The sequence below is a fragment of the Vibrio sp. KUL78 genome, from assembly GCF_059725505.1.
Map to the genome: position 1 here is coordinate 596,473 of NZ_AP045837.1, position 25,109 is coordinate 621,581.

The 25,109-nt window shown below is 44.7% G+C and carries 22 protein-coding genes and 1 other annotated feature; of the genes, 15 read left to right on the top strand and 7 right to left on the bottom strand.

All coding sequences use genetic code 11. The annotated features are described in order from the left end of the window. Positions 1-96 precede the first annotated feature (96 nt). The 9 genes from AC6I8Y_RS02950 (at position 97) to AC6I8Y_RS02990 (ending at position 9,197) form a co-directional block, all read left to right on the top strand. On the top strand, positions 97-1,170 hold the full coding sequence (locus tag AC6I8Y_RS02950; protein WP_042476071.1) for a 3-deoxy-7-phosphoheptulonate synthase: 1,074 nt from the start codon (positions 97-99) through the stop codon (positions 1,168-1,170). A gap of 8 nt (positions 1,171-1,178) precedes the next feature. Further along, complete coding sequence (gene tyrA, locus AC6I8Y_RS02955) at positions 1,179-2,306, top strand: bifunctional chorismate mutase/prephenate dehydrogenase (protein WP_234494478.1); 1,128 nt, start codon at positions 1,179-1,181, stop codon at positions 2,304-2,306. 235 nt (positions 2,307-2,541) lie between these two features. Beyond that, positions 2,542-3,999, top strand: coding sequence for a DUF4150 domain-containing protein (locus AC6I8Y_RS02960; protein ID WP_498020745.1), 1,458 nt, complete (start codon positions 2,542-2,544; stop codon positions 3,997-3,999). An 11-nt stretch (positions 4,000-4,010) separates the two neighbouring features. Further along, entirely contained in the window at positions 4,011-6,062 is a 2,052-nt protein-coding gene (locus AC6I8Y_RS02965; RefSeq protein WP_498020746.1) for a pesticin C-terminus-like muramidase, read from the top strand. Further along, positions 6,062-6,448 carry a hypothetical protein gene (locus AC6I8Y_RS02970; RefSeq protein WP_498020747.1) on the top strand — a complete coding sequence of 129 codons (387 nt, stop codon included), beginning with the start codon at positions 6,062-6,064 and terminating at the stop codon, positions 6,446-6,448. Before AC6I8Y_RS02965 ends, AC6I8Y_RS02970 begins: the two co-directional genes overlap by 1 nt. Positions 6,449-6,598: 150 nt before the next feature. After that, entirely contained in the window at positions 6,599-6,949 is a 351-nt protein-coding gene (locus tag AC6I8Y_RS02975) for a hypothetical protein (protein ID WP_498020748.1), read from the top strand. Between the two features lie 39 nt (positions 6,950-6,988). After that, positions 6,989-7,840 carry a hypothetical protein gene (locus AC6I8Y_RS02980; protein ID WP_498020749.1) on the top strand — a complete coding sequence of 284 codons (852 nt, stop codon included), beginning with the start codon at positions 6,989-6,991 and terminating at the stop codon, positions 7,838-7,840. 37 nt (positions 7,841-7,877) lie between these two features. Next, positions 7,878-8,441: a hypothetical protein gene (locus tag AC6I8Y_RS02985; RefSeq protein ID WP_498020750.1), complete on the top strand. Its 564-nt coding sequence runs from the start codon at positions 7,878-7,880 to the stop codon at positions 8,439-8,441. A gap of 357 nt (positions 8,442-8,798) precedes the next feature. Next, complete coding sequence (locus tag AC6I8Y_RS02990; protein ID WP_498020751.1) at positions 8,799-9,197, top strand: hypothetical protein; 399 nt, start codon at positions 8,799-8,801, stop codon at positions 9,195-9,197. 20 nt (positions 9,198-9,217) lie between these two features. Here AC6I8Y_RS02990 and AC6I8Y_RS02995 read toward each other — a convergent pair whose 3' ends face one another. Next, positions 9,218-10,225, bottom strand: a complete 1,008-nt coding sequence (locus AC6I8Y_RS02995) for a M23 family metallopeptidase (protein WP_498020752.1) — start codon at positions 10,223-10,225, stop codon at positions 9,218-9,220. A gap of 148 nt (positions 10,226-10,373) precedes the next feature. Further along, a complete protein-coding gene (gene ettA / locus AC6I8Y_RS03000; protein WP_042503057.1) occupies positions 10,374-12,041 on the bottom strand; it encodes an energy-dependent translational throttle protein EttA in 1,668 nt (555 codons plus the stop codon). A 290-nt stretch (positions 12,042-12,331) separates the two neighbouring features. Between ettA and sltY the strand changes: the two genes are divergently transcribed. Both sltY and trpR read left to right on the top strand, forming a co-directional pair. After that, positions 12,332-14,290, top strand: coding sequence for a murein transglycosylase (gene sltY, locus AC6I8Y_RS03005; RefSeq protein WP_498020753.1), 1,959 nt, complete (start codon positions 12,332-12,334; stop codon positions 14,288-14,290). Between the two features lie 72 nt (positions 14,291-14,362). Then, positions 14,363-14,650, top strand: coding sequence for a trp operon repressor (trpR, locus tag AC6I8Y_RS03010; RefSeq protein WP_042476094.1), 288 nt, complete (start codon positions 14,363-14,365; stop codon positions 14,648-14,650). Positions 14,651-14,695: 45 nt separating this feature from the next. Here trpR and yjjX read toward each other — a convergent pair whose 3' ends face one another. Next, positions 14,696-15,211 (bottom strand): inosine/xanthosine triphosphatase, encoded by a 516-nt coding sequence (gene yjjX / locus AC6I8Y_RS03015; RefSeq protein ID WP_394153049.1) that lies wholly within the window; start codon positions 15,209-15,211, stop codon positions 14,696-14,698. 191 nt (positions 15,212-15,402) lie between these two features. Here yjjX and AC6I8Y_RS03020 point away from each other — a divergent pair, with 191 nt between their 5' ends. Further along, a complete protein-coding gene (locus AC6I8Y_RS03020) occupies positions 15,403-16,062 on the top strand; it encodes a YiaD family glycine zipper/OmpA-like lipoprotein (RefSeq protein WP_042476135.1) in 660 nt (219 codons plus the stop codon). Positions 16,063-16,118: 56 nt separating this feature from the next. Here the strand turns inward: AC6I8Y_RS03020 and pheA are convergent, their stop codons facing one another. From pheA to bamD, 4 genes are all read right to left on the bottom strand, one after another. After that, on the bottom strand, positions 16,119-17,309 hold the full coding sequence (gene pheA / locus AC6I8Y_RS03025; RefSeq protein WP_252013548.1) for a prephenate dehydratase: 1,191 nt from the start codon (positions 17,307-17,309) through the stop codon (positions 16,119-16,121). Positions 17,310-17,320: 11 nt separating this feature from the next. Then, positions 17,321-17,442: a sequence feature (Phe leader region), on the bottom strand. Positions 17,443-17,581: 139 nt separating this feature from the next. Then, complete coding sequence (hpf, locus tag AC6I8Y_RS03030) at positions 17,582-17,914, bottom strand: ribosome hibernation-promoting factor, HPF/YfiA family (RefSeq protein ID WP_042476100.1); 333 nt, start codon at positions 17,912-17,914, stop codon at positions 17,582-17,584. A gap of 287 nt (positions 17,915-18,201) precedes the next feature. Next, entirely contained in the window at positions 18,202-19,665 is a 1,464-nt protein-coding gene (locus AC6I8Y_RS03035) for an MltF family protein (RefSeq protein ID WP_498020754.1), read from the bottom strand. 113 nt (positions 19,666-19,778) lie between these two features. Next, entirely contained in the window at positions 19,779-20,504 is a 726-nt protein-coding gene (bamD, locus tag AC6I8Y_RS03040; protein ID WP_234494466.1) for an outer membrane protein assembly factor BamD, read from the bottom strand. 130 nt (positions 20,505-20,634) lie between these two features. On the opposite strand from bamD, the gene rluD reads away from it, so the two are divergent. The 3 genes from rluD (at position 20,635) to clpB (ending at position 24,994) form a co-directional block, all read left to right on the top strand. Then, a complete protein-coding gene (gene rluD, locus AC6I8Y_RS03045) occupies positions 20,635-21,609 on the top strand; it encodes a 23S rRNA pseudouridine(1911/1915/1917) synthase RluD (RefSeq protein ID WP_252013554.1) in 975 nt (324 codons plus the stop codon). Next, entirely contained in the window at positions 21,609-22,337 is a 729-nt protein-coding gene (pgeF, locus tag AC6I8Y_RS03050) for a peptidoglycan editing factor PgeF (RefSeq protein WP_394153055.1), read from the top strand. Before rluD ends, pgeF begins: the two co-directional genes overlap by 1 nt. Before the next feature lie 83 nt (positions 22,338-22,420). Next, positions 22,421-24,994: an ATP-dependent chaperone ClpB gene (gene clpB, locus AC6I8Y_RS03055; protein ID WP_498020755.1), complete on the top strand. Its 2,574-nt coding sequence runs from the start codon at positions 22,421-22,423 to the stop codon at positions 24,992-24,994. Positions 24,995-25,109: the final 115 nt, after the last annotated feature.

Here is a 25,109-nt window from a genome sequence, read left to right on the forward strand (position 1 = left end):
GCATGTGGTTTTTATCTATGTATATTACCAGTTAAAGCTTAGCCGGACATGGAATTGATAAAAGTTCGGTGTAAAAATAAATTTACAGGTGATGAGATGAAAAAGAGCGAACTCAGTAATATCAATATCAGTGACGAACAGGTACTGATTACTCCAGAGCAACTAAAACAAAAGCTACCACTGAGCGAAAAAGCGCGTAAGTTTATTCAAGACTCTCGTGAGACCATCGCTAATATCATCCATAAAAAAGACCATCGCCTGTTGGTTGTATGTGGTCCTTGTTCTATCCATGATGTTGATGCAGCAAAGGAATACGCGAAACGCCTTAAAGCACTCTCGGAGCAACTGAGTGATCAGCTATACATTGTTATGCGAGTGTACTTTGAAAAGCCGCGTACCACAGTGGGCTGGAAAGGTCTTATTAACGATCCTCAACTTGATGGCACGTTCGACATTGAGCACGGTCTGCACGTAGGCCGTCAGCTATTGGTAGAGCTAGCAGAGATGGAAATCCCTCTCGCAACTGAAGCGCTAGATCCAATCAGCCCACAGTACCTGGCGGATACCTTCTCATGGGCAGCGATCGGTGCCCGCACCACAGAATCACAAACTCACCGTGAAATGGCGAGTGGTCTATCAATGCCTATCGGCTTCAAAAACGGCACCGACGGCAGCCTAGCGACAGCAATCAATGCGATGCAAGCCGCCTCTTCAAGCCACCGCTTCATGGGTATTAACCGTGAGGGTCAGGTAGCACTATTGACGACGCAAGGTAACGCTAACGGTCACGTGATTCTTCGTGGCGGCAAACAAACCAACTACGATTCAGTGTCTGTGACTGAGTGTGAGCAAGAGCTTGCCAAATCTAACCTAGATGCATCATTGATGGTCGATTGTAGCCACGCTAACTCTCGCAAAGACTACCGTCGTCAGCCTCTAGTTGCTGAGGATGTGATTCACCAGATCCGCGAAGGCAACAAGTCGATTATCGGCTTGATGATTGAAAGTCACCTCAACGAAGGCAACCAAAGCTCAGATATTCCGCTTAATGAAATGCAATACGGCGTGTCTATCACCGATGCGTGTATCAATTGGGATTCAACTGAGGCACTATTACGTCATGCTCATACTGAGCTCGTCCCATTCTTGGAAAATCGTATTAAGGAATAATGACATCCATGGCTGCTGAATTGAACGCATTGCGTGACCAAATCGATGACGTTGATAAGCAGATGCTTGAGCTTTTGGCAAAGCGTCTATCTCTTGTGGAGCAAGTTGGTGAAGTAAAGAGCCGACACGGCTTACCTATCTATGCCCCAGACAGAGAAGCAGCCATGCTGGCCTCTCGCCGTGAAGAAGCGGCAAAAAAGGGTGTGCCACCTCAGTTAATCGAGGACATCCTGCGCCGCACCATGCGTGAGTCTTATGCGAGTGAGAAAGACTCTGGCTTTAAGTGCCTTAATCCAGAACTGCGCTCAGTCGTTATTGTTGGTGGTAAAGGGCAATTGGGTGGCTTGTTTGGTCGCATGTTTACCTTGTCTGGTTATCAAGTCAAAGTGCTCGGTAGCCAAGATTGGGATCGCGCTGATGAGATCCTAGACAACGCTGGTCTTGTGGTAGTAACGGTGCCAATTCACCTGACAGAAGGTGTGATTGAGAAGCTTGGAAACCTACCAGAAGACTGCATTCTGTGTGACCTAACGTCCATCAAGTCCAAGCCACTTAATGCCATGATGAACGTGCACCAAGGTCCGGTTGTTGGCCTGCATCCAATGTTTGGTCCTGATGTACCAAGCCTTGCTAAGCAGGTCATTGTTTACTGCGATGGCAGACAAGAAACCGAATACCAATGGCTACTCGAACAGTTCAAGATTTGGGGCGCAAGTCTGTGCCAGATCTCGGCTGAGCAACACGACAAAGGCATGACATTGATCCAGGCGTTACGCCACTTCACATCGTTCGCCTACGGTCGCCATCTGAGTCAGCAAAACCCTGACCTTGATACGCTAGTGAAATTGAGCTCACCGATCTACCGTCTCGAGCTAGCGATGGTTGGCAGACTGTTTGCTCAAGACCCAACGCTGTACGGTGACATCATTATGTCATCAGAAGAAAACATCGAGATGATCAAGTGTTTCCATAAGCAGTTTGGTGAAGCGTTAGCGCTACTCGATAGCAAAGATAAAGCGAAGTTTGTCACTGAATTTAATGAGGTGAGCGATTGGTTTGGTGATTACTCACAGCAGTTTATGTCTGAGAGTCAAAATCTTCTGAAACAAGCGAATGATGCTATTCATCGTGGCTAAGTTTGTACTCAATAAATAATGAAAAACGCAGCATTCTCGCTGCGTTTTTTTATGTTTGCGGTATCTAGAAAAACACCTGAAGCTCGTTTCTACTTTATAAAATGAGACCTGTGGCAAAATTATAAGCATCAAGTTGTTATGAAAGGTAATTTAGTCAATTAAACTAATGGTTTAGTGAGATAGTAATAGGGAAATTACTTTATTATTCACTCAGTAAATATGAGTTGGATTGACTATGGGTGTAACAGTTTGTGCGAATGGACTCAGCGTAGTTCACAAAGGATCGGGTGGCGAAGCAAACGCAACACTGCCAGATGTGTGCCTAACCACGATGGGAAACTCTGTGGTTCCTATCCCTTATGGTAACAACGCAAAATCGGCAGATTTGGCGGATGGTACAACGACCGTGAGTATGGATGGTGGCAACAGCATTGCCATTGAAGGCAGTAAATTTAGTGCGAGTACCGGTGATGCTGGCGGCGACAAAAAGGGCGTGTCGTCAGGGACAATTGAAGCCGAAGCCGAATTTATTTCTTCGTCTCCAACCGTGATCATCGAAGGTAAGGGCGTCTGTCGTTTGAGTGATCAAATGACGATGAACAAAGCGAATACGATGTGTTTGGGCGGGGTGCAGAACCCGGCAGTCTCCGTCACCGAAGACCAAGAAGGCACCTACACCGTCGATCTAACCTGCAAATACCCGAATGGAAGACCCTACGCGAATGCCGATTTTCAGCTGGTGGAACCGAGTGGTGCGATAGTGGCTGTAGGGACACTCGACCAACAAGGTATGAGTACTGTCAGCGGATTACCAAAGACGGAATGCAAATTTGTATTAAAAGAGACGCAGGATAGCTATGAGCCCAACGGTTCACTAGCCGAGAATATACCTACAGAAACCTATCAAGACAGTCACGACTTTTGCACGTTTGTTGCGAGCTCAAGAGCGCCATTTTGGGACAGTAGAGTTGGCGTGGCAAATGATTGGGGAATCTTACTTTCTCCGTCCTACACCGATGATGATTTCCAATCTATGGTGTTTGAGCAAAGTCGAATCCTGTCTCCTTATGCTGTAGACCGAAACCATTCGCATAGTTTTGCTGCGGCGTTTGTGTCAGCCCTTTATCATGCTCAACACGACACAGAATCTTTAGAAAAGTACCAGCCATTATTGGAACTGCTGTTTGAACAAGTGAATGAAAATGGCGACATTCTGAGGATTCTCTTCCAAGCTGATTTGTTCGAACCGCCAGCCGATATGCTTGCCAAGCTTCGCCTACTTGGTACGGGCAACACAGTTAGGTACATGCAGATGATGATGTGGACCTTCATCAATCAACAAGTATGTGGCTTTATTGATGAACTGGTTGCTGCGTTGGACGAGCGATTAGCTTACATCTACTCACAGGCAGAAGCCCAGTCATACACCGCAGTACAACAAGGTGTAAAAGGCTATCAGAGTGCCTTGCTGACACTCTCACGAGTGTTGCCTGATGTGTTCAGCCAAATACTGGAAAGCACCAACGATAAACTGCTGACGATATCAGGAATGGCAATAGGGACGATTGTGAATAGCAATGGTTCTTCAGGCTTTTCGACCACGAATAGTGAGTTTAACGCTGTGGTCTACACACGAACTCACAACTTAAATCGTCCTCCTTTCATCACCTTCGATGATGTCTTCTCTGATTAAGGTCTCTCACTATGGAAGCTGTTTTCCCAATCACACAAAGAAATGGTGAGCCTTATCATACGTTAAGCGATTTCACTAAAATGTTCGACCAAGCTAAGAGTGGTCGTTATCTTCTTGGACAAGGTTATGGTTGGCACAGTGGCGTGCACCTCACATCAAAAATGGTGCCCTGGGGTAAAGGACTAAGACCGATTCAATCCATGTTAGATGGCAAGATCATCGCCTATCGAATTCATGAGGATTACCAAAAAACCTTATACAAAGGTCAGGAGCTCAAGTTCAGCAATAACTTTGTGTTGATTGAACATGAATGCCAAAACCCTGACGATAGTAACGATGTTTTTAAGTTCTACTCTCTTTACATGCACCTTGCGCCACCGGCAGATATCGGTGCCAATAGCTCCCCAAGTACTCGCTATAAAATGGTAATGGAGCAAGGCAAAAGGAATGTACGTACCTTCAAGTTAGACAGTGAACCTAAACAAGAAAGCAAACTAGATAAAGTTGGAATGTCGAAAGGGACGATTCTTGAATATCTCTATGCTGAGGAAAAGGAAACTCATAAGTACAACATTAATGGCACCGGTTATCACATGATTAAATGCCGAGTAGTTGAAGCGGGCGATCAAAATTCCACTCGAGAAAAAGGCATGGAAGGGAAATTGGTTTGGTTTGCTGCAGGCAAAGACAGTGAGTTCGACATTCTAGAAAACACCAGTGTGATGCAGCCTGTACCAGTATCAGAGCCCCCTTGGATGAAACAAGATGCTGCAAAGTTACGTAATGGCAGCGTGGTGCCACTCACTGTGTCTGTTGAAGGAACCCCAGATCTCGGTATATCTATCAATGCGGGCGATGAAATTGGCTATATGGGGCTTCATGAATACAGCAACGACATCAACGCGACCAAAAAAGAAGATAACAGAGTTCACATCGAGCTGTTCTCTATCGATGAGCCGCCGGAGTACTTTAAGAAGTTAATATCCCCACCTAATGCTGAAGAAACACCATTGATAGTGATTGATGGGAGTGATAGTGATGGGGCGCTGAGTAGTGAAAATGCATTCTTCGTATCACTGGCCAAAGAAGTATCAAAAAGCAGAAAAAGTAGTGATGAAGCAGCAGATAGTGAAGAAGTAGATTTCTCTTCAGCCACACCCAAAGAGCTAAAAACCTATTTGAACAATAAACGAAAACACTTCGAGCGCGTGATAGTAAAACACCCATCTGATTGGCATGTGGAGAAATCTGACTCAATCTATGAACGAGTACACGCAGTTGCCAGAGAAATATACGAACAACTTCTCTCGAGAGGTTTTGTAAGTTTAGAAGATTTTGAGAATTCGCCATGGAGAAAGAAGGTACTAGCTGAGTATGATGTTTTTTCGGAGCATGAGAGAGAGCGTGCGAAGGAGTTTTCTTGGTTGGAGAGTTTCAATCTCAAATTGGATGAACCAACTGAGGAAAAATTATGGCATTACTGGCCATTTGCATTCAATTTAGATGATGTTAAAAGTGGACTAGCAATAGATTTCAATTTTATACGCGAATTAGAAGGAACTGAAAATGTGGGTTATGTACCAGACCCTGAAAAGAGTCAAAGTGGCGTTACGATTGCTACAGGGTTTGATCTAGGGGCTCGGAATGAACGTGATCTTGTAAATTTAGGCTTTTCCGGTGAACTGTTCGAAAAGTTAAAACCTTATCTTGGCTTGAAAAAGCAAAAAGCGTTGGATAAATTAAATGAGATACCACTTATAGTTACCAATGAAGAGCTTGCATTAATTGATCAAGCGATCAAAAAATCTGAAACAGATAGGATAGTTGAGTTATACAATTCTCATAGCGTCAATGTTAGGTTTGAGGAACTCCCATGGCAAGCACAAACTGTTATTGCTTCAGTGGCATATCAATTTGGCTATCTACCCAGTGAAACAAGTGAATATTGGAAACAGGTGGTCGACCAGGATTGGCAGAGTGCATACGAAAATTTGGTTGATTTTGGATGTAAATATGAAACAAGAAGAAAGAAAGAAGCAAAGTTGCTTAAGGAAATTTTATAGTGTTTAAATATATATTACTTAGTGTCACATTTTTTTGTTCAAATGCATACTCAGCGACAATTGAAGATGTTTACGAATATCTTGATATAACCAGTTTTAATAGTTCCCTTATTCAAAAGTTGAGTGAGGGAGATACTGTGTTTAAAGATGTTGATTCATTGCCTGCCCCTAATTTTATGGAGAATAAGGTTATAATAAAGCATGAGTATTGGCACTATGAATTAGATGTTATTAAGGAAAAAGATAATGAGCTACATGTTTGTTTCATAGATAAAGCCTTATGGGGTAGTTATGATGCACAAACCCCAATGGTTTTAAAATGGTATGGGGATAAATATGTAGCAATCAAAAAAACGACTGATGTATGTGAAGACTTTGCTAAATAGAAAAAGATACAGCTCAGTGTACATACTAATAGCTTTATAATATAGTAACCCACCTTAAAATTTGGATTATATTAATTTTTAATAAAGGTTGCTAAGTTAAGGTTATTGAATATTCATAGTAAATGGAGATGAGTTATTTTTACAAGGAAATTGACACTACTGATTTTTTTGTCATTCAATGCATTGGTATATGGCGTTGAAAATAATGTTGAGCAAAATCAACTAGTGCAGATAAATAACAAATACACTGAAAATTTTGACGAGGCTAAACATACCTTTAAAGAAAGGCTACAAGAGATACGTTCATCATCCATTGAAGGTAAGATTGAATTTAATGAGATGGTGTCTGTGTGGGTTGTTCTTGTAGAGAAGAAGTGTGCTTTTGAGAGCAATGAATCGAAGGGAACAGATGTAGAGTTAGCAACGCTCCTATCTTGTAAAGTTAATGAGTATAACGAGATGAATAATTATTTGTTAGAGTCAATTATTAATATGCCATGATTGGGCTTAGGCATAGGTACCGAAAGGAGATGGTTGATAATGTTGGCTAGATGCTATCCCCTGTTTTTTCTAGTTCTCCCTTCACTAGGTGTAGCGAATGGAATTGAACTTAGCTTAAATAGTGAATTAAGGGTTTATGCTGTAACTCAGGAAGATGTCAATCACCCTATAGCTTTGTACTCTGAAATAGGAAAACAGACATCTAAGATCGATCAGTACCCATTTGAAGGTAGTGATCCCTTTATAAATGGAATGTCCAAGTTTCAGTTGGGAAGTGATCTCTATGTTTTAATTCAAGTGCGCTGGGATATAAATCATTATGATATTAAAGGTAGCGACTACGTTGGCTATGTATACCAGTTGAAGAACGAGAGGCTAACTTTAAATAAGGTTATTAGCGCGGATAGAAACTTACAAGGCTTCAGTGGGTATCAGTCGGATGGTTCTGTTTCTAAATATCGTTATGAATCCACCTTTGATGTTGTTGATTATATAAAGTCTGCTTACCCAAATGGATATGAAATTAATATATGTAGTGATAATGAAGTGGTTACTCTTTCTTGCAGGCTTGATAATAAGAAAGTGGTTTCCTTGTGTAAGGAAGGTAATACATTAACATATAAGTATGGTATGCCAGATAATATCGAAATAACATATCCATCTGATAAAGAGAGTGAAATATTAGCTAATGAATATATGGATAGTAACTTAATTAAAGAGTATGCCTTCGAAAGGCAAGATTATAACTATTCTCTTAATTTTAATATCTCTTCAGGCAATGTAAATAATTTTGATAATGGCTACTATGAACTTAGAGTCAAATATGATGGTAAAGTCGTGTTTGAAAACGATTGCAGAGACATGCTTAGTGATGTGTATGTTTCCGATTGAAAAGCTAAATTATAATGAATTACGTGGTTTTTGATTTATGAGTAGGTATTTTGTTCTTGTATCGTTTGTGATGGGTTTGTTTGGAGTCAGTTCTACTTATGCAATTCACCCGCAAATAAACGTAAAACTTAGTGATATTACTATAACTTTATGTAGCGATGAGGAAGATATTTACTTTAATGCAAAGTTACAGAATGGCAAGTTTGCCTCGTTATGTGGATGCAAGCATAAAAGTCCGAGCACAGGTTATGTTAAATATAGATATGGTTTACCAGATAATATAGAGTTAGAGTACCCAAATGACTTGGGAACACCAAAAGGTAGATTTTTAACCTACCACGTTAGGTTAGGCCCAAATGCTCAGGGGAGAAAGATATTCTTTTATATAGGAGACTATCGATATAATATAAGCAATGTCGCAGGGAATTGTAGTTTACGAGTCTCTAAACGAAAGAATGTTGTATTTGAATCTTGGTGTGATGAACAGTTATGGCTGAATACTTTTGGTGGAGATCAATCAGGTTGGTTAATACTTGATGATGAGTTGATAAAACGTTTTCCTCAGCAATTTCAGGACCCGAGTGAGCCAGAATTTCACTAGAGGCAAAACAAGAATTTTAGGGTTTGGGTAGTTTTAATCGCATGGTTGTTAACGCTATAAAGTTTTTAACTCCGATTTTGTTTTTTGCTAGTTTTCACTCATTTGGAAACGATGTAGGAGAGTGGTTTTATGAGAATGATCATCTAAATATTACCCCCCAGTTTTAGAATCGGAAAGTGTAAGCAGATCAGAGGGGAAGCCGATCTGAATAAGTGTTTTGGTCATGAAAATGTATTCTCAACCTACGAGTTTTCTAGAGACGGTGAGGAACTCCCTGCGACCATACTTTACCCAAATGTTGAGGGTAAAACACTGCGCATTTTTTGGTTCGATGACCAAAGGACGGAGCCGCGAAGCGTGAAATTGACTGCCGATGGAAGTAAATGGAGAGTTGGAACCGAGCTATATGTCGGTTTAAGTAGTCAGGATCTTGCTAAAGTAAATAAGGCGAACTTTGCCGTGAGAGACTTCGATTTTGATGATCAAGGTGAAGTCTTGTGGAACTCTGGCTATGTACCAAGCGTTTTCACGCCAGAGCGGCTTAGGGTGTATCTAGATATTCAAAACGATCTGAGCTCAGAGCAGACGATGGCTGTAAGCGGACAGGGCGTGTTTTGTTTCTCTCAGGCTGAAAAGCTAGGTGTCAAAATGGCAATAAAAGAGATTAACCTATATTTTTCCGACCAACAGCACTTAGAGGTGGACTGTAAAAACTTGGAAAATAACCATGTTTTGCTGTCGCTTCAAAACAAATAATGGAAGCAACAACGCTTACACTAGTTCGTTGATTCAACCTCTTCCGAACTCTTCTCTTCATTCACCGCCGTCTTAATCGACGAATCAACATAAGGCGCATTAGTCAGGTTGATCTGCAGTTTAACTACACTGCTTACCAACTCAATCAACGGTGCCCATTGCACTTTCTTCTCTTTTTCAAAGACATAATCGAAGTTTTCTGGACTCCAATCGATAAAGTACTGAGGGTTTAGCGTGCGGCCCAAGAAGCGGATCTCGTAGTGAAGGTGCGGGCCTGTTGAAGTGCCGCTGTTGCCACAGGTAGCAAGCACATCGCCTTTGCTAACAAACTGACCGCTCTTAGCTTTGAATTTGTGCAGGTGAGCGTAAGAGCTCATGAAACCAAAAGCATGACGGACGGTGAGGTAGTTACCATAGCCTTGGCGACTTGGTCTCACGGTTTCAACCACACCGTCGGCAGGCGCTAAGATCTGTTCGCCAGTTTTACAGGTTAGGTCGATACCACTATGCACGTGACGCTTACCAGTAATAGGGTGCGTGCGTCTGCCATAAGAGGAAGAGATGCGCTGGTAAGTCATTGGACTGTCGTTGGGGATGAGTCTTAGCATGGTGGCGCGCACAGCTGAGTCAATAGCTGCAGCGTCGATGCGCTCTTCTAATGGCATCTCACTGTCATACTGCTCTTCATCGACAAGACCAAGTATCGCTTCAACATCGTTTACACGCTTACCTAGAAGCTGTAATGAATCACGCTTCTCTTCAAGCTCTTGAGAGAGGTCGTGCATTTCATTCACTTGCTCTTCTAACTTTGCCTCGAGCATAGCTTTTTCTTGGTGCAGACTTGCCAACGATCCCTCTGTTGAGGTCAGTTCTAGCTGTGACTGCTGATACGAATACCCAACTAACCCTAAGCCAACAGGGAAAGCTGCAGCTAGTAAGATAGCTGTGTAGGTGCGCTTTTTTCCTAGGCGCAGCGTTTTCTTCTTTCCTTGTTGTGTTGGTATAACAACGCGAATCTTATTGGGCATAGTAACGGTTCGTAGATGACAGTCTGTCTATAAAATAACGTGAATTTTCAGTTAATTTCGCTAATTTGTGGCACAAAATCACAAAAAAATAGGGCGCTATTATTAGCGCCCTATGGAAAAAAAACAAGTTTATCTGTAAATCAGTTGCTTATTTTGAGATACGCTTGTATTTGATACGGTGTGGTTCAGCGGCTTCAGGACCAAGCGTCTTCTTCAACCATTCCATGTACTCGGTGTAGTTACCTTCGTAGAAGTTAACCTGACCTTCATCACGGTAGTCGATGATGTGAGTCGCGATACGGTCAAGGAACCAACGGTCGTGCGAGATGACCATGGCACAGCCAGGGAACTCTAGAAGTGCTTCTTCTAGTGCACGCAGCGTTTCAACGTCAAGGTCGTTGGTTGGCTCATCAAGTAGTAGCATGTTACCGCCAGCTTTAAGAAGCTTAGCAAGGTGAACACGGTTGCGCTCACCACCAGATAGTTCACCGATGATCTTCTGTTGGTCGCTGCCTTTGAAGTTAAAGCGCGAGCAGTATGCACGAGCTGGGATCTCAAAGTTGTTGATCTTGATGATGTCAGCGCCTTCAGAGATCTCTTGGAATACTGTGTTAGTGTCGTTCATTGAGTCACGGAACTGCTCAACAGACGCCAGCTTAACAGTTTCACCTAGGTCGATCGTACCTGAATCTGGCTGCTCAGTGCCGCTTAGCATCTTGAATAGCGTTGATTTACCTGCACCGTTGGCACCGATAATACCTACGATAGCACCCTTAGGAATGCTGAATGATAGGTCATCGATAAGCACGCGGCCGTCGAAAGACTTAGTTAGGTTGTTCACTTCTAGAACTTTGTCACCTAGACGCTCACCTGGTGGGATGAACAGCTCGTTGGTCTCGTTACGCTTCTGGTGATCGCCGCTTTGCAGCTCTTCAAAGCGTGCCATACGTGCTTTAGACTTCGCTTGGCGACCTTTAGGGTTTTGACGAACCCACTCAAGTTCTTTCTCGATGGTCTTTTGACGAGCTTTCTCTTGAGACGCTTCTTGTTGCAGACGCGCATCTTTTTGCTCAAGCCAAGAGGTGTAGTTACCTTCCCATGGAATACCTTCACCACGGTCAAGTTCTAGGATCCAACCTGCTGCGTTATCTAGGAAGTAACGGTCGTGGGTAATCGCCACAACGGTGCCAGTGTAATCAACAAGGAAGCGCTCTAGCCAAGCTACAGATTCAGCATCCAAGTGGTTGGTTGGTTCGTCAAGAAGCAGCATGTCTGGCTTCTCAAGCAGTAGGCGACAGATAGCAACACGGCGACGCTCACCACCAGAAAGGTGTTGGATCTTTGCATCCCACTCAGGAAGACGAAGTGCATCTGCAGCGCGCTCTAGAGCGTTTTCTAGGTTATGACCTTCTTTCGCTTGAATCAGCGCTTCTAGCTCACCTTGCTCTTTTGCTAGCGCATCAAAGTCCGCATCTGGTTCTGCGTAAGCTGCGTACACTTCGTCAAGACGCTTCATCGCACCTGCAACGTCAGCAACGGCTTCTTCAACGATTTCGCGAACCGTTTTTGATTCGTCTAGTACTGGCTCCTGAGGTAGGTAACCTACGTTTAGACCTGGTTGTGGGCGTGCTTCACCATCGATGTCAGTATCAATACCTGCCATGATGCGTAGAAGCGTTGATTTACCTGCGCCGTTAAGACCAAGTACACCGATTTTCGCGCCAGGGAAGAAGCTTAGAGAAATGTCCTTAAGGATTTGTCGCTTTGGTGGCACTACTTTGCTCACGCGCGACATAGTATAGACGTATTCAGCCATTGCCGATCGTTCCTAATTTTGAAGTCAATAAAGTTCCTATTTTACACCACCGAGCGGAATCCTTTCAATTTTACTTCTAAGAAAGCATGTATCGATTGAAACGCTTCGAGGGGATAGTGCGTATCAAATAGCCAGAAACAAATTCTTAATAACAAAGCCATTGGAAAGTTGACTCATTTGGTCTTAAATTGAAGTTTGACCATGCATTAAATGACAGCTGACACGGTCGTCAGGAAAACAATAACAATATCTCTTATGGTCAACATTCACAGCATCGAAGGAATGGTTACATGGATTTCAAACGACGATACTCAAAGCCGTTAATAGCAACAGCGTACGGAGCTATCGTATCACTGGCTTTACCAGTTTTTATCGGCACCGCCCAAGCCTCTGCAACAAAACTTGAACGTCAGCGCGATACGTATGACAAAGCTCAAGATCTCATCGATAAAAAAGACATCAGTGGCTACAACAAGATCCGCGCTCAAATTGCAGACTACCCGTTAACGCCTTATGTCGATTACCGAGTTTTTTCTCTGCAGTTGAAAGACAAATCGGTCTCCGAGGTGAATCAGTTTATAGAAACGCATCAGGCGTTCCCTTTCTCTTCGCGCATCCGTGCGCCGTTTATCGACCAGTTGGCGAGGCAGAAACGTTGGGATGATCTTCTAGCGTTTCAAACCACTTATCCCAATGGGGAGCGCTATCAGTGTCATTATCATTATGCTCAGCTAAAAACAGGCGACAGTAAAGCTGCGTATGAAGGTGCGGCAAACTTATGGAAAAGTGGCGATAGCGTCGATAGCGCTTGCGATCCCTTGTTCGATTCATGGAATAAGGCAGGGCTGCGCACAGACGATTTGATTCTCGAGCGAATGACGCTTGCGTTTAAGGCTCGCAATGGCTCCTTAATTAACTATCTCAACAAGCAGTTGAAAACCTCAAAAGGAAAACAGCAAGGTAAGCAGATCCAAGCCCTGTTCAAGTCACCTAAAAGCGTAGCAACGTTTGCCGCAAGCAGTTTCCCTGAACCAAATCGCAGTTTACTGACGGAGTCGGCACTGCAAAAACTCGCGCGAAGCGATAAAGAGCAAGCGCGCAGCGCACTCTCGAAGCTCAATAAAAACAGTAAATTGACGCCAGAGCTGAAACAGTCGATGAATGATTACTTGGCGATGCGCTTTATTACCACAGACTCGGATAGCGAAGCTAAATGGCGAGATGGGGTTTTAGCAACATCAAGCAATGATGGTTACCTAGAGCGTCGTGCTCGTTTAGCGGTGCAGCAAGCCGATTGGAAAGGGCTGACTCAGTGGATAGATAAACTGAGTGACAAAACAAAACAAACCAGCCGTTGGCAGTATTGGCTAGCGCGAGCAGAGATAAGCAATGGTGATAAAGCACAAGGTGAAAAGCGACTGGAGTCTATTGTTGGGCAGCGCAACTTCTACAGTGCAGCCGCCGCTACACATTTAAAACACTCGATTGTTTATCCGATTTCGACGACCACATTTGATAGTAAAGTGGTTGCCCCTTATCAGAGCAGCCTGATTCGCATTGAAGAGCTTATTAAGCGCGATAAAATTGCCGCGGCGAAATCTGAGTGGCGCTACCTACTTTCTAATGTTTCTAAGCCAGAGAAAGAGATGCTCGCAGCTTACGCTGGACAGAAGCGTTGGCATCACCTCACCGTGGTGGCGACCATATCTGCCAAGATGTGGGACAACATGAGTCTTCGTTTCCCGACTGCGCACCAATGGTGGTTTAACTTCTATGGGGAGAAGTTGGACTTAGATACGGACCTTCTGATGTCTTTGGCAAGACAAGAAAGTGCGATGGATGTGGAAGCCCGCTCTCCGGTAGGTGCTCGTGGAGTGATGCAAATCATGCCCGCCACCGCGAAATACACCGCGAAAAAGCACAAAATTGCCTATAAACGAACCAGTGAGCTGTATCAAGTGAATAAAAACATTGAGATAGGTTCACACTACCTCAACGAGCTGTTGGGTAACTATGACAATAACCGCATCTTTGCGCTCGCTGCTTATAATGCCGGACCGAACCGAGTGAAGCGCTGGCGAGAAGCTTCTGATGGCAACCTAGATGCTATCGCGTTTATTGAGGCAATACCGTTTCGGGAGACCCGTGGCTACGTCCAGAACATTCTGATGTTCCAGGTCTATTATCGTGATTTGATGGGTGTTCAAGGAAGTTTCCTTACCGATGCAGAGGCGAATAAGCGGTACTAGTTACCGTACACTAGGAATTGGCGTGAGCTTGGGGTTAGAATGGAGTATTGGAAGTCTCTAATGGAATGATTCATGGAACCTCAATATCAAGATTGGCAACAAGTTCTCGACCTGATTCAACGTTCGCAAAGTACAGAGCAACAAGCGCAGCTCATGACGATGCTGTTAACGCCAGATGAGCGTGAAGCGGTCACTGCTCGCGTTAACATCTTATGTGAGCTACTAAAAGGGGACTTATCTCAGCGTCAAATTAGCCAGATGTTAGGGGTGGGTGTTGCGACCATTACTCGAGGCAGTGCAGAGGTGAAGCGCCTTGAAGATGCAGAAAAGAACGCATTGAGTGACTTACTGTTAAAATAGCGAGACCTATAAGGTCTCGCTCACTGGCACTAGCGTAACGTGCGGTTAGAAATGGTCTGGATTCACGAAAGGGATCAGTGCCAAAATCAAGGCTTGATGGTATACCGAACTGCGAGTGAGCTGGTGTTGAGTTAATAGCGCAATGGCGCCGCCTTTTTGTTTGATGTTGTCGGTGCCAAACGTTTTATCCATAACATCGCCAAGTTCTACCGTAGGCGATAGCTGCTCAACAACAGCCGTTGGCAGCATCAAGCTCGCGCTTCTGGACTCACCAACCAGTCCTTGTGATTCAATCACCATCCACGCAAAGGTACAGCCGCCATCCAATCCAGCCTCAATACCCACATAAAAGTCACCGCCTTGTTTAGCCTGTTTGGCATTATTAACTCGGTTTACAGCACCGCGATGGGTTTCCTCGTTATCCATAGGCTGATCCGCCACACCACTTGGTACGCTAACACCCTCAAATTCAAATGTTTGGTTTGGGAAAGCCGATTCAAACGCGCTTTTAACAGCATTGATTTTGGCTGGGTTTAATGAGGCAATGACGACCTTTTTCATGACAGACTTATCCATGTATAAAACGTAAGAACCTAATTCTAACGTAAATCTTCCCTATTCATGTCATTTAAATCTTCAATATCCCTATCCTTGGTTGTGACCGATTCAGGGTCCAATTAGGATTCAATATAATTTTTATAGTATGATGTTCTGTTATTTATAGTCAGAAACTTCAACAAGAGACAATGGATATGAAATTAAAACAAGTAGTGGTGGCTTTAGGAATTATGACGCTGGCAGGATGCCAAGCGACGCAGCGTCAAAATGCCACAACGGGTGAATATGAGACTAACTCAGCGACCAAAGGTGCCGTGATCGGTGCGATTGCAGGAACCGCTGTGGGTATTGCCTCTGGTGGCGATAGCAAGGGTATTCTTTTGGGCGCAGCGAGTGGTGCGGCAATCGGTGGCGGTGCTGGTTACTACTTTGATCAGCAAGAAAAAGCGCTACGCCAAGAGCTACTAAACTCTGGGGTGCAAGTGGAGCGCACAGGCGACAATCAATTGGTTCTTCGTCTAGAAAATGGCATTGGTTTTGCGAGTAACTCGCACGCTTTAGATAGTAACATTCACAACACGCTTAAAGGTGTAGCGCGCATCTTAGTTGAATACCCAGATACAAGCCTTGTCATCGATGGTTATACCGACAGTACGGGTAGCGCCGATTACAATCAGCAGTTATCTGAAAAGCGTGCTGAGCAGGTACGCGCATTCTTGGTAAGCCAAAATGTTGCCCCAGGTCGTGCTGTCGCTCGCGGCATGGGTGAGCGTTTCCCTATCTGTAGCAACTCAACGACAGAAGGGCGTCAATGCAACCGACGTGTAGAGATTAAGATTCTACCGCTGACGTAAGCCGTGTATCGAACATAGATAAAAAATCCCTAGGTCATACCTAGGGATTTTTGGTTTTATTCTTTGTTGTCAGCGAGATCTGGAATAACAGGTTTGACGTTGTCGATAGGGTAACAGCCCAATACTTTTAGATGCTTCGTTATCTTCACTAACTCATCGACTGCGTTCTTCATCGCCTCAGAATCTTTATGTCCTTCGACATCGACATAAAACATCTCTTCCCAAGGGTTGCCCATGATTGGACGAGATTCAAGCTTGGTCATATTGATGCCATAGCGCTGAAGCACCAGCAAGGTTTCAACCAGTGAGCCAGCCTCTTGTGAGGTTGCCATGATGAAAGTTGTCTTCGCTGGGATCTGAGCCGACACTTCCACTGGCTTTCTCGCCACAATAATAAAGCGAGTGTGGTTCTCTGTTTGATTGGCAATGTTGCCTTGAATCGACTGTAAACCATAGAGCTTACCGCTTGCTGCGTGACCGATAGCCGCAACGTCATCGCGATTTAGCTCTTGTACTTTTTGCATCGCATCAGCCGTGCTTGCACAGGACTCAAGAGTCACGCCTTTCAGACGGCTCAAGAACTCACTGCATTGCTGGTGAGGCTGAGGGTGTGAATATAGTGTCTTGATGTTCTCAAGACGGATCTCTTTCGTCGCTACCAAGCAGTGTTCGATAGGCTGAGTGATCTCGCCGACGATATGCAAAGTCGTGTGCTGAAGCAGATCAAATACTTCATTGATAGAGCCTGAACTGGTGTTCTCGATTGGCAGTACACCGTAATCTGCATGGCCAGATTCAACTGTTTTGATGACTTCTTTGAATTGGTCGCAGTTAAGCTCTACCAGTTCTGTGTTCTTGCGAGAGAAGTAGTCTCGGCTTGCAAGGTGGGAGTAAGAGCCCTTTGCACCAAGAAATGCCACGCGAGCGACGGGCTTTCGGCTTTGGTCTGGATTCGCTAGATTCTGTAGGTAAACCTGCTGCAACAACACTGAGTCTTCAATGATGGTATGAAAGATCTTAGTGATGTACGGGGCATCGAGTTCGTACTTGTCTTTACCGTTGTTGATTAACTTAACGAGCAGTTGCTGTTCACGAGCAGCATCACGAACGGGTTTAGATGTCTCTACTTTGCTTTTCGCTACTTCAATGCTGAGCTTACGGCGCTCAGATAGAAGTTGCAGTAGCTGGTCATCAAGTTCATTCAGTCTCAGGCGAATGTCATCTAGTGAATAGTTGGTGTCGGTCATCAAATAGTCCTTATAAAAAAGCCTCCCGTTTGGGAGGCTTTCCGTTCGTTTTTGACTTTTCTTTCGAAAACGAAGAAGCCTCCAAGCCTAGTGGAGAAAAAAGAAGTCAAAAAAGAACAGAATACTTGGGCGCATAAATCGTTGCTTAATCATTTTTATTGGCTAAGCCCCACAATAAGCAAGGGAGCTTGGAGCGTCAAGCAAAAAAATAGCGCCCTAAGGCGCTATTTTTTTGTGACTAAATTGAATCGCTATGCGGTAAGACGAATGTATTATTCGATTTCTTCTGCTTCTGCGAGCTCAGGCTTCTCTGTGCGACGAGCTTCAGGTTTGTGTCTTAGTTTGTTTAGCTGACGTTCCAGTTTCTGTTCTACCTCGTTAACGGCAGCGTATAAATCTTCATGAGTAGCGGAAGCGACAAGTTTGCCTTTGGGTACCGTAATGGACGCTTCGAATTTCATTTGTTTGTTTGGCTCTTCGTTGAAAGCAGTCTGGCAACTAATAATGTCCACTTGCCATTTTTCTAACTTCTTAAATTTGCTCTCAATATGCTCACGGATTGCAGAGGTGATCTCAATGTTTTTACCAGTGATGTTTACTCTCATATGTTTTTTCCTCTGTTGCATCCCTCATGGGTTAACTCCAGATTACTTATCCAGACCGAAAAGAATGTGATCTAGATCACTCTTGTGCGAGGGTTTTTCGCTTCCAAATCTAAATGTGATCTATCGCAAAACTTTGTGCTGTCGAGTGTAAAAAAGCCTTTTCTTTCCGTGAAAAGTCATTAATTTGGATAGAGTAGCGTTCTGAAAATTTCCCATTTTTGGCGACTTAGTACGACCCTAAGAAAGCGGCTGGCTAATTAGTGTTCAGAACTAAAATGTGATCTTTATCACTTAGTCGATGTCTCCTCCTTTTCTCCCAATATTCTATAAAACTCAATGTCCTGATTGAGAGCTTGTTGTTCGTCTCTGATCTCCTGTAATGACTCTAGTTGTTTGTAGATGACAAAGTATCGGTTGATGTTCGCGACATAGGTAACGGGCTCTGAACTGATATTACGTCGTGCCATTAGCTCTACATTCCCAAACCATTTGTTGGGATCGTAGCCGTGTTTTTCTGCGAGGCGACGCATTCTCGAGATATTACCCGGCCCCGCATTGTAGGCGGCGAGTGTTAAATACACTTTGTCGTCGTCACTGATCGCATCATCGCTGAAATATCGATCGCGAATAAAGCGCATGTATTTGACCCCTGCGTGGACGTTATTCTCTATGTTGTTGATGTTCTTTATGTTGACGTTCTGGTCTCTCGCGGTACTTGGTAGTACCTGCATAATGCCAACTGCGCCTTTTGGGGAGACTTTATTTTGATTGAGCTTAGATTCTTGGAATGCTTGTGCGGCGATCATTAAGAAGTCGAAGTCATACTGGTCTGCGTATTTTTTGAAGAGGGTAATGAGCATTTCAAGCTGCTGGATGTTATTAGGATCTAGAGCCTTAGCAAACCATGATGTGTTCTCAAGATACTTATTGTAGATAACGTTACCGAGTAAGGTGCCGCCTTTAGCTGTTTTGATATAGGCGTCCACCTGTGCGCCTAGTTTGGGAGAGTCTTTGCGCATTGCCCAAGCAATCTGACCGCCCTCACGAAGCGGCAGTTCACTGTGTATATTTAGATCATCAAAGGTTTTGTTCCAGAAGAAGGCCTTATGGCTATCGAGTACCGTCGCCTTTACATAGCCTTGTTTCACCATTTCAATGAGTTCGTAATCTTGAAGCGTCTCTTCGAGGTATTGCACCAATACAGGTGCTTGCCCTTCTTCGGTCAGTTCCCGGTTGAGCTTTTGTAAGCTCTCAAAGTAGCTTGAACTCGCTCTCACCCAAACTTCTTTACCGCTTAGATCTTCAAGGCTGCTCAGCGTTGGGTAGTCGTCACTGGTAATAATGAGCTCATCAATGCCATCGAGGATTGGGGTACTGAACTGGATCACTTGCTCACGCCCAGGTGTCACTGTGAGATTAGCGACAATCAGGTCACCATATCCGTTTACTAGGGCTGGAATCAGGTCATCACGAGGAACTGGAATGACTTGTAGCTTCACTTTGGGGTATTTCTTTTTGAAGTGCTTTTCAAAGTGGTATAGCTGCTCTGCGCCAATACCTCTAGGTAGACCTTTTTCAATGTAATAGAACCCAAGGTCGGCAGACACGAGCACTCGTATTACTCGCTTTTCCGCAAGGGTATCTAGATCCCCTGTGTAGGGGGTATTGCTTAATGGCGTAAGTTCTAATGCTCGCAGTGGGAGTGAGAACAATACGATGGCTAAACTCAGTAACAGCGCCTTCACTTCCATCACCTTTTTATTATTGTGTTAAAGGTAAATATATAAATGAAAACGCCTTTTCGCCAATTTGGGCACAAAAAAAGCGCTGATACTACAGCGCTTTAGTTGAATCTCTTTGAGGCTTATAGAGGGTTCAGCTCAATAAGTTTCTCTGTACGCTCGACTTGCTCTTGCATGCCAAGTTCCTCGTAAGCCTTCTTCTGAATGCTCAGAGATTTGCGAGCCGCTTCTGTATCTGGATACGTTTTCTGCAGCTCTTGCGTACGATTGATCGCGGCAATCCAAGCTTCGCGACGCAAGTAGAAATCGGCTGTCGCTAGGTCATAGTTTGCTAGGCGGTTCTTCAGAGCTACCATACGCTTTTGTGCATCTTCGGCATAAGCACTGTTTGGGTAACGCTTGAGTAGGCGATCGAAGTCTGCAAATGCCGCTTTAACTGGTTCAGGGTCTCGGTCTGAACGATCAATACGGAAGATGTCATGCATAAAGTTACGATCTTGCGCCATATGACTTAGACCACGCATATACAGAACCCAGTCAGAACGCTCATGAGTTGGGTTCAGGCGAGAGAAACGCTCGATAGTGGCTAACGCAAGCGCCAAGTCATCATTCTTATAGTATGCATAGATAAGGTCTAACTGAACCTGTTCGGTATAAGCACCAAATGGGTAGCGAGAATCCAGCGCTTCAAGGCGCTCGATAGCGGATGTCCAGTTACCACCTTGCAGTGACTCTTGAGCTTCAGAATACAACTGAGACGGCGGGACATCTGGGACGGTGACTTCTTTGTCAGCACAACCAAACAACAAAGCTACAGAAAGCAAGCCTGTTAGTTTAAGTAGTTTCATACGAGAACGATTTTCCTTGACGTAAATATTTTTCCGCTTCCATTACTTTTCTTGCCAGTAACAGATACAATGATGGGCTATATTATCCACACTCGTGGTATTAGTCCCAAGGTTTTTTAAAAAGTTCGATATGGCTCAGCAGATTGAATTAACAAATACAGTAAAAGACAGCCAGTTAGGTCAACGTTTAGACCAAGCTGTAGCTGAACTCTTCGCAGATTTTTCTCGTTCGCGCCTAAAAGAATGGCTGCTAGACGGGAAAATCGCGGTTAACGGTGTCGTGGTGACCAAGCCTCGCACTAAAGTGATGGGCGGTGAATTGATTACCGTTCAAGCTGAACTAGAAGATGAAGAACGCTTCGAAGCGCAAGATATTCCTCTAAACATCGTATACGAGGATGATGACATTATTGTTATCAATAAGCCAAGAGATTTCGTTGTCCATCCTGGAGCAGGGACACCAGATGGCACGGTTCTGAATGCGCTTTTGCATCACTACCCAGCTATCGCGGAAGTACCACGTGCAGGTATCGTTCATCGTCTCGATAAAGACACCACAGGTTTGATGGTGGTAGCGAAGACGGTTCCATCGCAAACGCGTTTGGTTCGTGCTCTGCAAAAACGCAACATTACTCGTGAGTACGAAGCGATTGCTATCGGTAAAATGACGGCTGGTGGTATGGTTGATAAGCCAATTGGTCGTCACTCAACCAAACGCACGCTGATGGCGGTGAATGAGCTAGGTAAACCTGCAATCACTCACTACCGTGTTGCGGAACACTTCCGTGAGCACACGCGTATCCGTTTACGCCTAGAAACAGGGCGTACGCACCAGATCCGTGTACATATGTCTTACCTGCAACACCCACTGTTGGGTGATACGGCTTATGGTGGTCGCGCTCGCATTCCTCGTGGCGCTAGCGAAGAACTGACCGAGATGATCCGTAGCTTTGATCGTCAAGCACTGCATGCTGTGATGCTGAAATTTGCTCACCCAGTAACAGGCGAAGAGATGGAGTTCCACGCGCCAGTACCTGACGATATGGTAGCGATGGCAGAAGCACTTCGTGAAGATACTAAGCTAAATAAAGAAGAAGACTATTAATGTCGACTCTTAAGCCAAACTGGCAGTCTGCATCGAATGTGAGTTCGGTGACGTCAACTCGTGAAGGCGGCGTATCTAAATCGCCGTTTTCTGGGTTGAACCTAGGAATGCATGTCGGAGACAATCCAGCAGATGTTGAAGCAAACAGACTTCAACTGGCTTCCTTAGCGAACATGCCGTCTGCCCCAGTTTGGCTTAATCAAACTCATTCCACAGTGGTTGCTAAGGTTGATGCACCAACTGACACGGTTGTCGATGCCGATGCGAGCTTCACTACCGTACCAGGTGTTGTTCTCAGCGCGATGACCGCAGACTGCTTGCCGATTTTACTTGCTGCAAAAGATGGCTCTGCGGTTTCCGCCGTTCATGCGGGGTGGCGTGGACTTGCAGATGGTATTGTTGAAAATGCCGTGTCTCTCTTCGAGTCTGAGCTGCAAGCATGGATTGGACCTGCAATCGGGTTTGATGCTTTTGAAGTGGGAGAAGATGTTCGAGACGCGTTTTGCACCAATCACCCTGAATACACAATCGCATTCAAACCGCACCCTACATCTGGCAAATGGTTAGCTGATTTGGCGCTAATCGCTGAGATGAAGCTTAAATCTCTAGGGGTCGATAGCGTTACTCAAAGTGGACTGTGTACCTTCCAAGACTCGACGCGCTTCTATTCTTATCGACGTGATGGGCAAACTGGTCGTATGGCAAGCTTTATTTGGATCAAAGCCTGATTTTCGCTCCCATCTCTTGAAATCCTCCACCTGAGTAACCATCTTATTTGCATATCAAGCCGTATGTAATTAAGGGGGTTGCTGTGCGCTTAGATCGATTTACTAGCAAATTCCAAGTCGCTATTTCCGATGCTCAGTCTTTAGCTTTAGGACGAGATCATCAGTACATTGAACCTGTTCACCTCATGGTCGCGCTGCTCAATCAAGAAGGCAGCTCGATTCGTCCATTGCTAACCATGCTAAATGTAGATGTTGTCCATCTGCGTTCAAAACTCGCTGAATTATTGGATAAATTGCCAAAGGTAACCGGTGTAGGTGGCGATGTTCAGCTCTCCAGCTCAATGGGGCAAGTATTTAACCTTTGCGATAAGGTCGCTCAGAAACGCCAAGATGCGTATATCTCGTCTGAAATCTTCTTACTTGCTGCGATTGAAGACAAAGGCCCCTTGGGGCAGTTGCTTAAAGAGCAAGGGTTAACGGAAGCTAAGATTAACCAATCGATCGAGCAGATTCGTGGTGGTCAAAAAGTTGATGACCCGAATGCCGAAGAGAAGCGCCAAGCACTAGAGAAGTTTACCATTGACCTCACCGAGCGTGCAGAGCAAGGCAAGCTTGACCCTGTCATTGGTCGTGATGATGAGATTCGTCGCACTATTCAGGTCCTGCAACGTCGTACCAAGAATAACCCGGTCATTATCGGCGAGCCTGGTGTGGGTAAAACTGCCATCGTAGAAGGCTTGGCTCAGCGCATTATCAATAACGAAGTGCCAGAGGGTTTGCGCGGTCGTCGTGTATTGTCCCTTGATATGGGCTCTTTAGTCGCTGGTGCTAAATATCGAGGTGAGTTCGAAGAGCGATTGAAGTCGGTACTTAATGAGCTTGCTAAAGAAGAAGGCAACATCATCCTGTTCATCGATGAATTGCATACTATGGTTGGCGCAGGTAAAGGCGAAGGCTCTATGGATGCGGGCAATATGCTCAAGCCGGCACTTGCTCGCGGTGAGCTTCATTGTGTTGGCGCCACCACTTTGGATGAATACCGCCAATATATAGAGAAAGACGCAGCGCTAGAGCGACGTTTTCAAAAGGTGCTGGTGGATGAGCCAAGTGTCGAAGACACCGTGGCGATTCTGCGCGGACTTAAAGAACGTTATGAGCTTCATCACCATGTAGAGATTACCGACCCCGCCATCGTCGCGGCGGCAAGTCTTTCTCATCGCTATGTGACAGATAGACAGTTGCCAGATAAGGCCATTGACCTGATTGATGAAGCTGCATCAAGTATTCGTTTGCAGATCGATTCGAAACCTGAATCGCTCGATAAGCTCGAACGTAAAATCATTCAGCTCAAAATAGAGCAGCAGGCTTTGAAAAATGAGTCGGACGATGCGAGTAGTAAGCGACTTTCGGTACTCAATGAAGAGTTAGATTCCAAAGAGCGCGAATATGCAGAGCTAGAAGAAGTCTGGAACGCAGAAAAGGCGGCACTATCTGGCACACAACATATTAAAGCGGAGCTTGAGCAAGCGCGACTGGATATGGATGTTGCTAGACGAGCGGGCGATTTAAATCGAATGTCTGAGCTTCAGTATGGTCGTATTCCAGAATTAGAGAAGCAGCTCGATCTTGCCACACAAGCTGAAATGCAGGAGATGAGTCTGCTTCGTAACAAGGTTACGGATGCGGAAATCGCGGAAGTATTGTCGAAGCAAACGGGTATTCCAGTCTCTAAGATGTTGGAAGCGGAGAAAGACAAACTACTCCGTATGGAAGAAGTGCTGCATAAGCGTGTCATTGGTCAAGCAGAAGCGGTAGAAGTGGTATCGGATGCGATCCGTCGTAGCCGAGCAGGTCTTGCTGATCCTAACAAACCTATTGGTTCGTTCTTATTCTTGGGTCCAACAGGTGTTGGTAAAACCGAGCTATGTAAGACGCTTGCGAATTTCATGTTTGATAGTGAAGATGCCATGGTGCGCATCGACATGTCAGAGTTTATGGAGAAACATTCAGTAGCTCGCTTAGTAGGTGCGCCTCCGGGTTATGTTGGCTATGAAGAAGGCGGCTACCTAACTGAAGCGGTTAGACGTAAGCCATATTCGGTAATTTTGCTGGATGAGGTAGAAAAGGCACACCCGGATGTGTTCAACATTCTCCTTCAAGTATTGGATGATGGTCGTCTTACTGATGGTCAAGGGCGCACGGTCGACTTCAGAAACACCGTTGTCATCATGACCTCTAACTTGGGCTCATCTAGAATCCAAGAGAATTTCCAAGTTCTCGATTATGAAGGGATCAAGCGTGAAGTAATGGATGTTGTGACGTCGCACTTTAGGCCTGAGTTTTTAAACCGTGTCGATGAGAGCGTGGTTTTCCATCCGCTAGGTCAGCAACACATCAAGTCGATTGCGAACATACAACTTGAGCGTTTAGGCAAGCGAATGGAAGACAGTGGTTACTCTTTGGTTGTTGCAGATGCTGTGCTCGATTACATTGCGAAAGTGGGTTACGACCCTGTATATGGTGCAAGACCTTTAAAACGCGCCATTCAACAAAGTATTGAGAATCCACTCGCGAAAGAAATACTCGCTGGCAAGGTGGATCCAAGCAAACCCGTCAAACTTATCGTCAATAACGATAAAATTGCGGTAGGACAGTAGCTAAATACTAGCGAACAATCGCGTAAAGGGGAGGGGTACTCCCCTTTTCTGTGTCTTTTTTGGACGTTCTGATTCTTTTGTGTACGAACAGAAAGAAAAAGCGAATTTAATGCAA

Excerpts from the sequence above, each read along its gene's own strand:
- AC6I8Y_RS02950 (WP_042476071.1), top strand. The coding sequence starts at position 97 with ATGAAAAAGAGCGAACTCAGTAATATCAATATCAGTGACGAACAGGTA.
- tyrA (WP_234494478.1), top strand. The coding sequence starts at position 1,179 with ATGGCTGCTGAATTGAACGCATTGCGTGACCAAATCGATGACGTTGAT.
- AC6I8Y_RS02960 (WP_498020745.1), top strand. The coding sequence starts at position 2,542 with ATGGGTGTAACAGTTTGTGCGAATGGACTCAGCGTAGTTCACAAAGGA.
- AC6I8Y_RS02965 (WP_498020746.1), top strand. The coding sequence starts at position 4,011 with ATGGAAGCTGTTTTCCCAATCACACAAAGAAATGGTGAGCCTTATCAT.
- AC6I8Y_RS02980 (WP_498020749.1), top strand. The coding sequence starts at position 6,989 with ATGTTGGCTAGATGCTATCCCCTGTTTTTTCTAGTTCTCCCTTCACTA.
- AC6I8Y_RS02985 (WP_498020750.1), top strand. The coding sequence starts at position 7,878 with ATGAGTAGGTATTTTGTTCTTGTATCGTTTGTGATGGGTTTGTTTGGA.
- AC6I8Y_RS02995 (WP_498020752.1), bottom strand. The coding sequence starts at position 10,225 with ATGCCCAATAAGATTCGCGTTGTTATACCAACACAACAAGGAAAGAAG.
- ettA (WP_042503057.1), bottom strand. The coding sequence starts at position 12,041 with ATGGCTGAATACGTCTATACTATGTCGCGCGTGAGCAAAGTAGTGCCA.
- sltY (WP_498020753.1), top strand. The coding sequence starts at position 12,332 with ATGGATTTCAAACGACGATACTCAAAGCCGTTAATAGCAACAGCGTAC.
- trpR (WP_042476094.1), top strand. The coding sequence starts at position 14,363 with ATGGAACCTCAATATCAAGATTGGCAACAAGTTCTCGACCTGATTCAA.
- yjjX (WP_394153049.1), bottom strand. The coding sequence starts at position 15,211 with ATGAAAAAGGTCGTCATTGCCTCATTAAACCCAGCCAAAATCAATGCT.
- AC6I8Y_RS03020 (WP_042476135.1), top strand. The coding sequence starts at position 15,403 with ATGAAATTAAAACAAGTAGTGGTGGCTTTAGGAATTATGACGCTGGCA.
- pheA (WP_252013548.1), bottom strand. The coding sequence starts at position 17,309 with ATGACCGACACCAACTATTCACTAGATGACATTCGCCTGAGACTGAAT.
- hpf (WP_042476100.1), bottom strand. The coding sequence starts at position 17,914 with ATGAGAGTAAACATCACTGGTAAAAACATTGAGATCACCTCTGCAATC.
- AC6I8Y_RS03035 (WP_498020754.1), bottom strand. The coding sequence starts at position 19,665 with ATGGAAGTGAAGGCGCTGTTACTGAGTTTAGCCATCGTATTGTTCTCA.
- bamD (WP_234494466.1), bottom strand. The coding sequence starts at position 20,504 with ATGAAACTACTTAAACTAACAGGCTTGCTTTCTGTAGCTTTGTTGTTT.
- rluD (WP_252013554.1), top strand. The coding sequence starts at position 20,635 with ATGGCTCAGCAGATTGAATTAACAAATACAGTAAAAGACAGCCAGTTA.
- pgeF (WP_394153055.1), top strand. The coding sequence starts at position 21,609 with ATGTCGACTCTTAAGCCAAACTGGCAGTCTGCATCGAATGTGAGTTCG.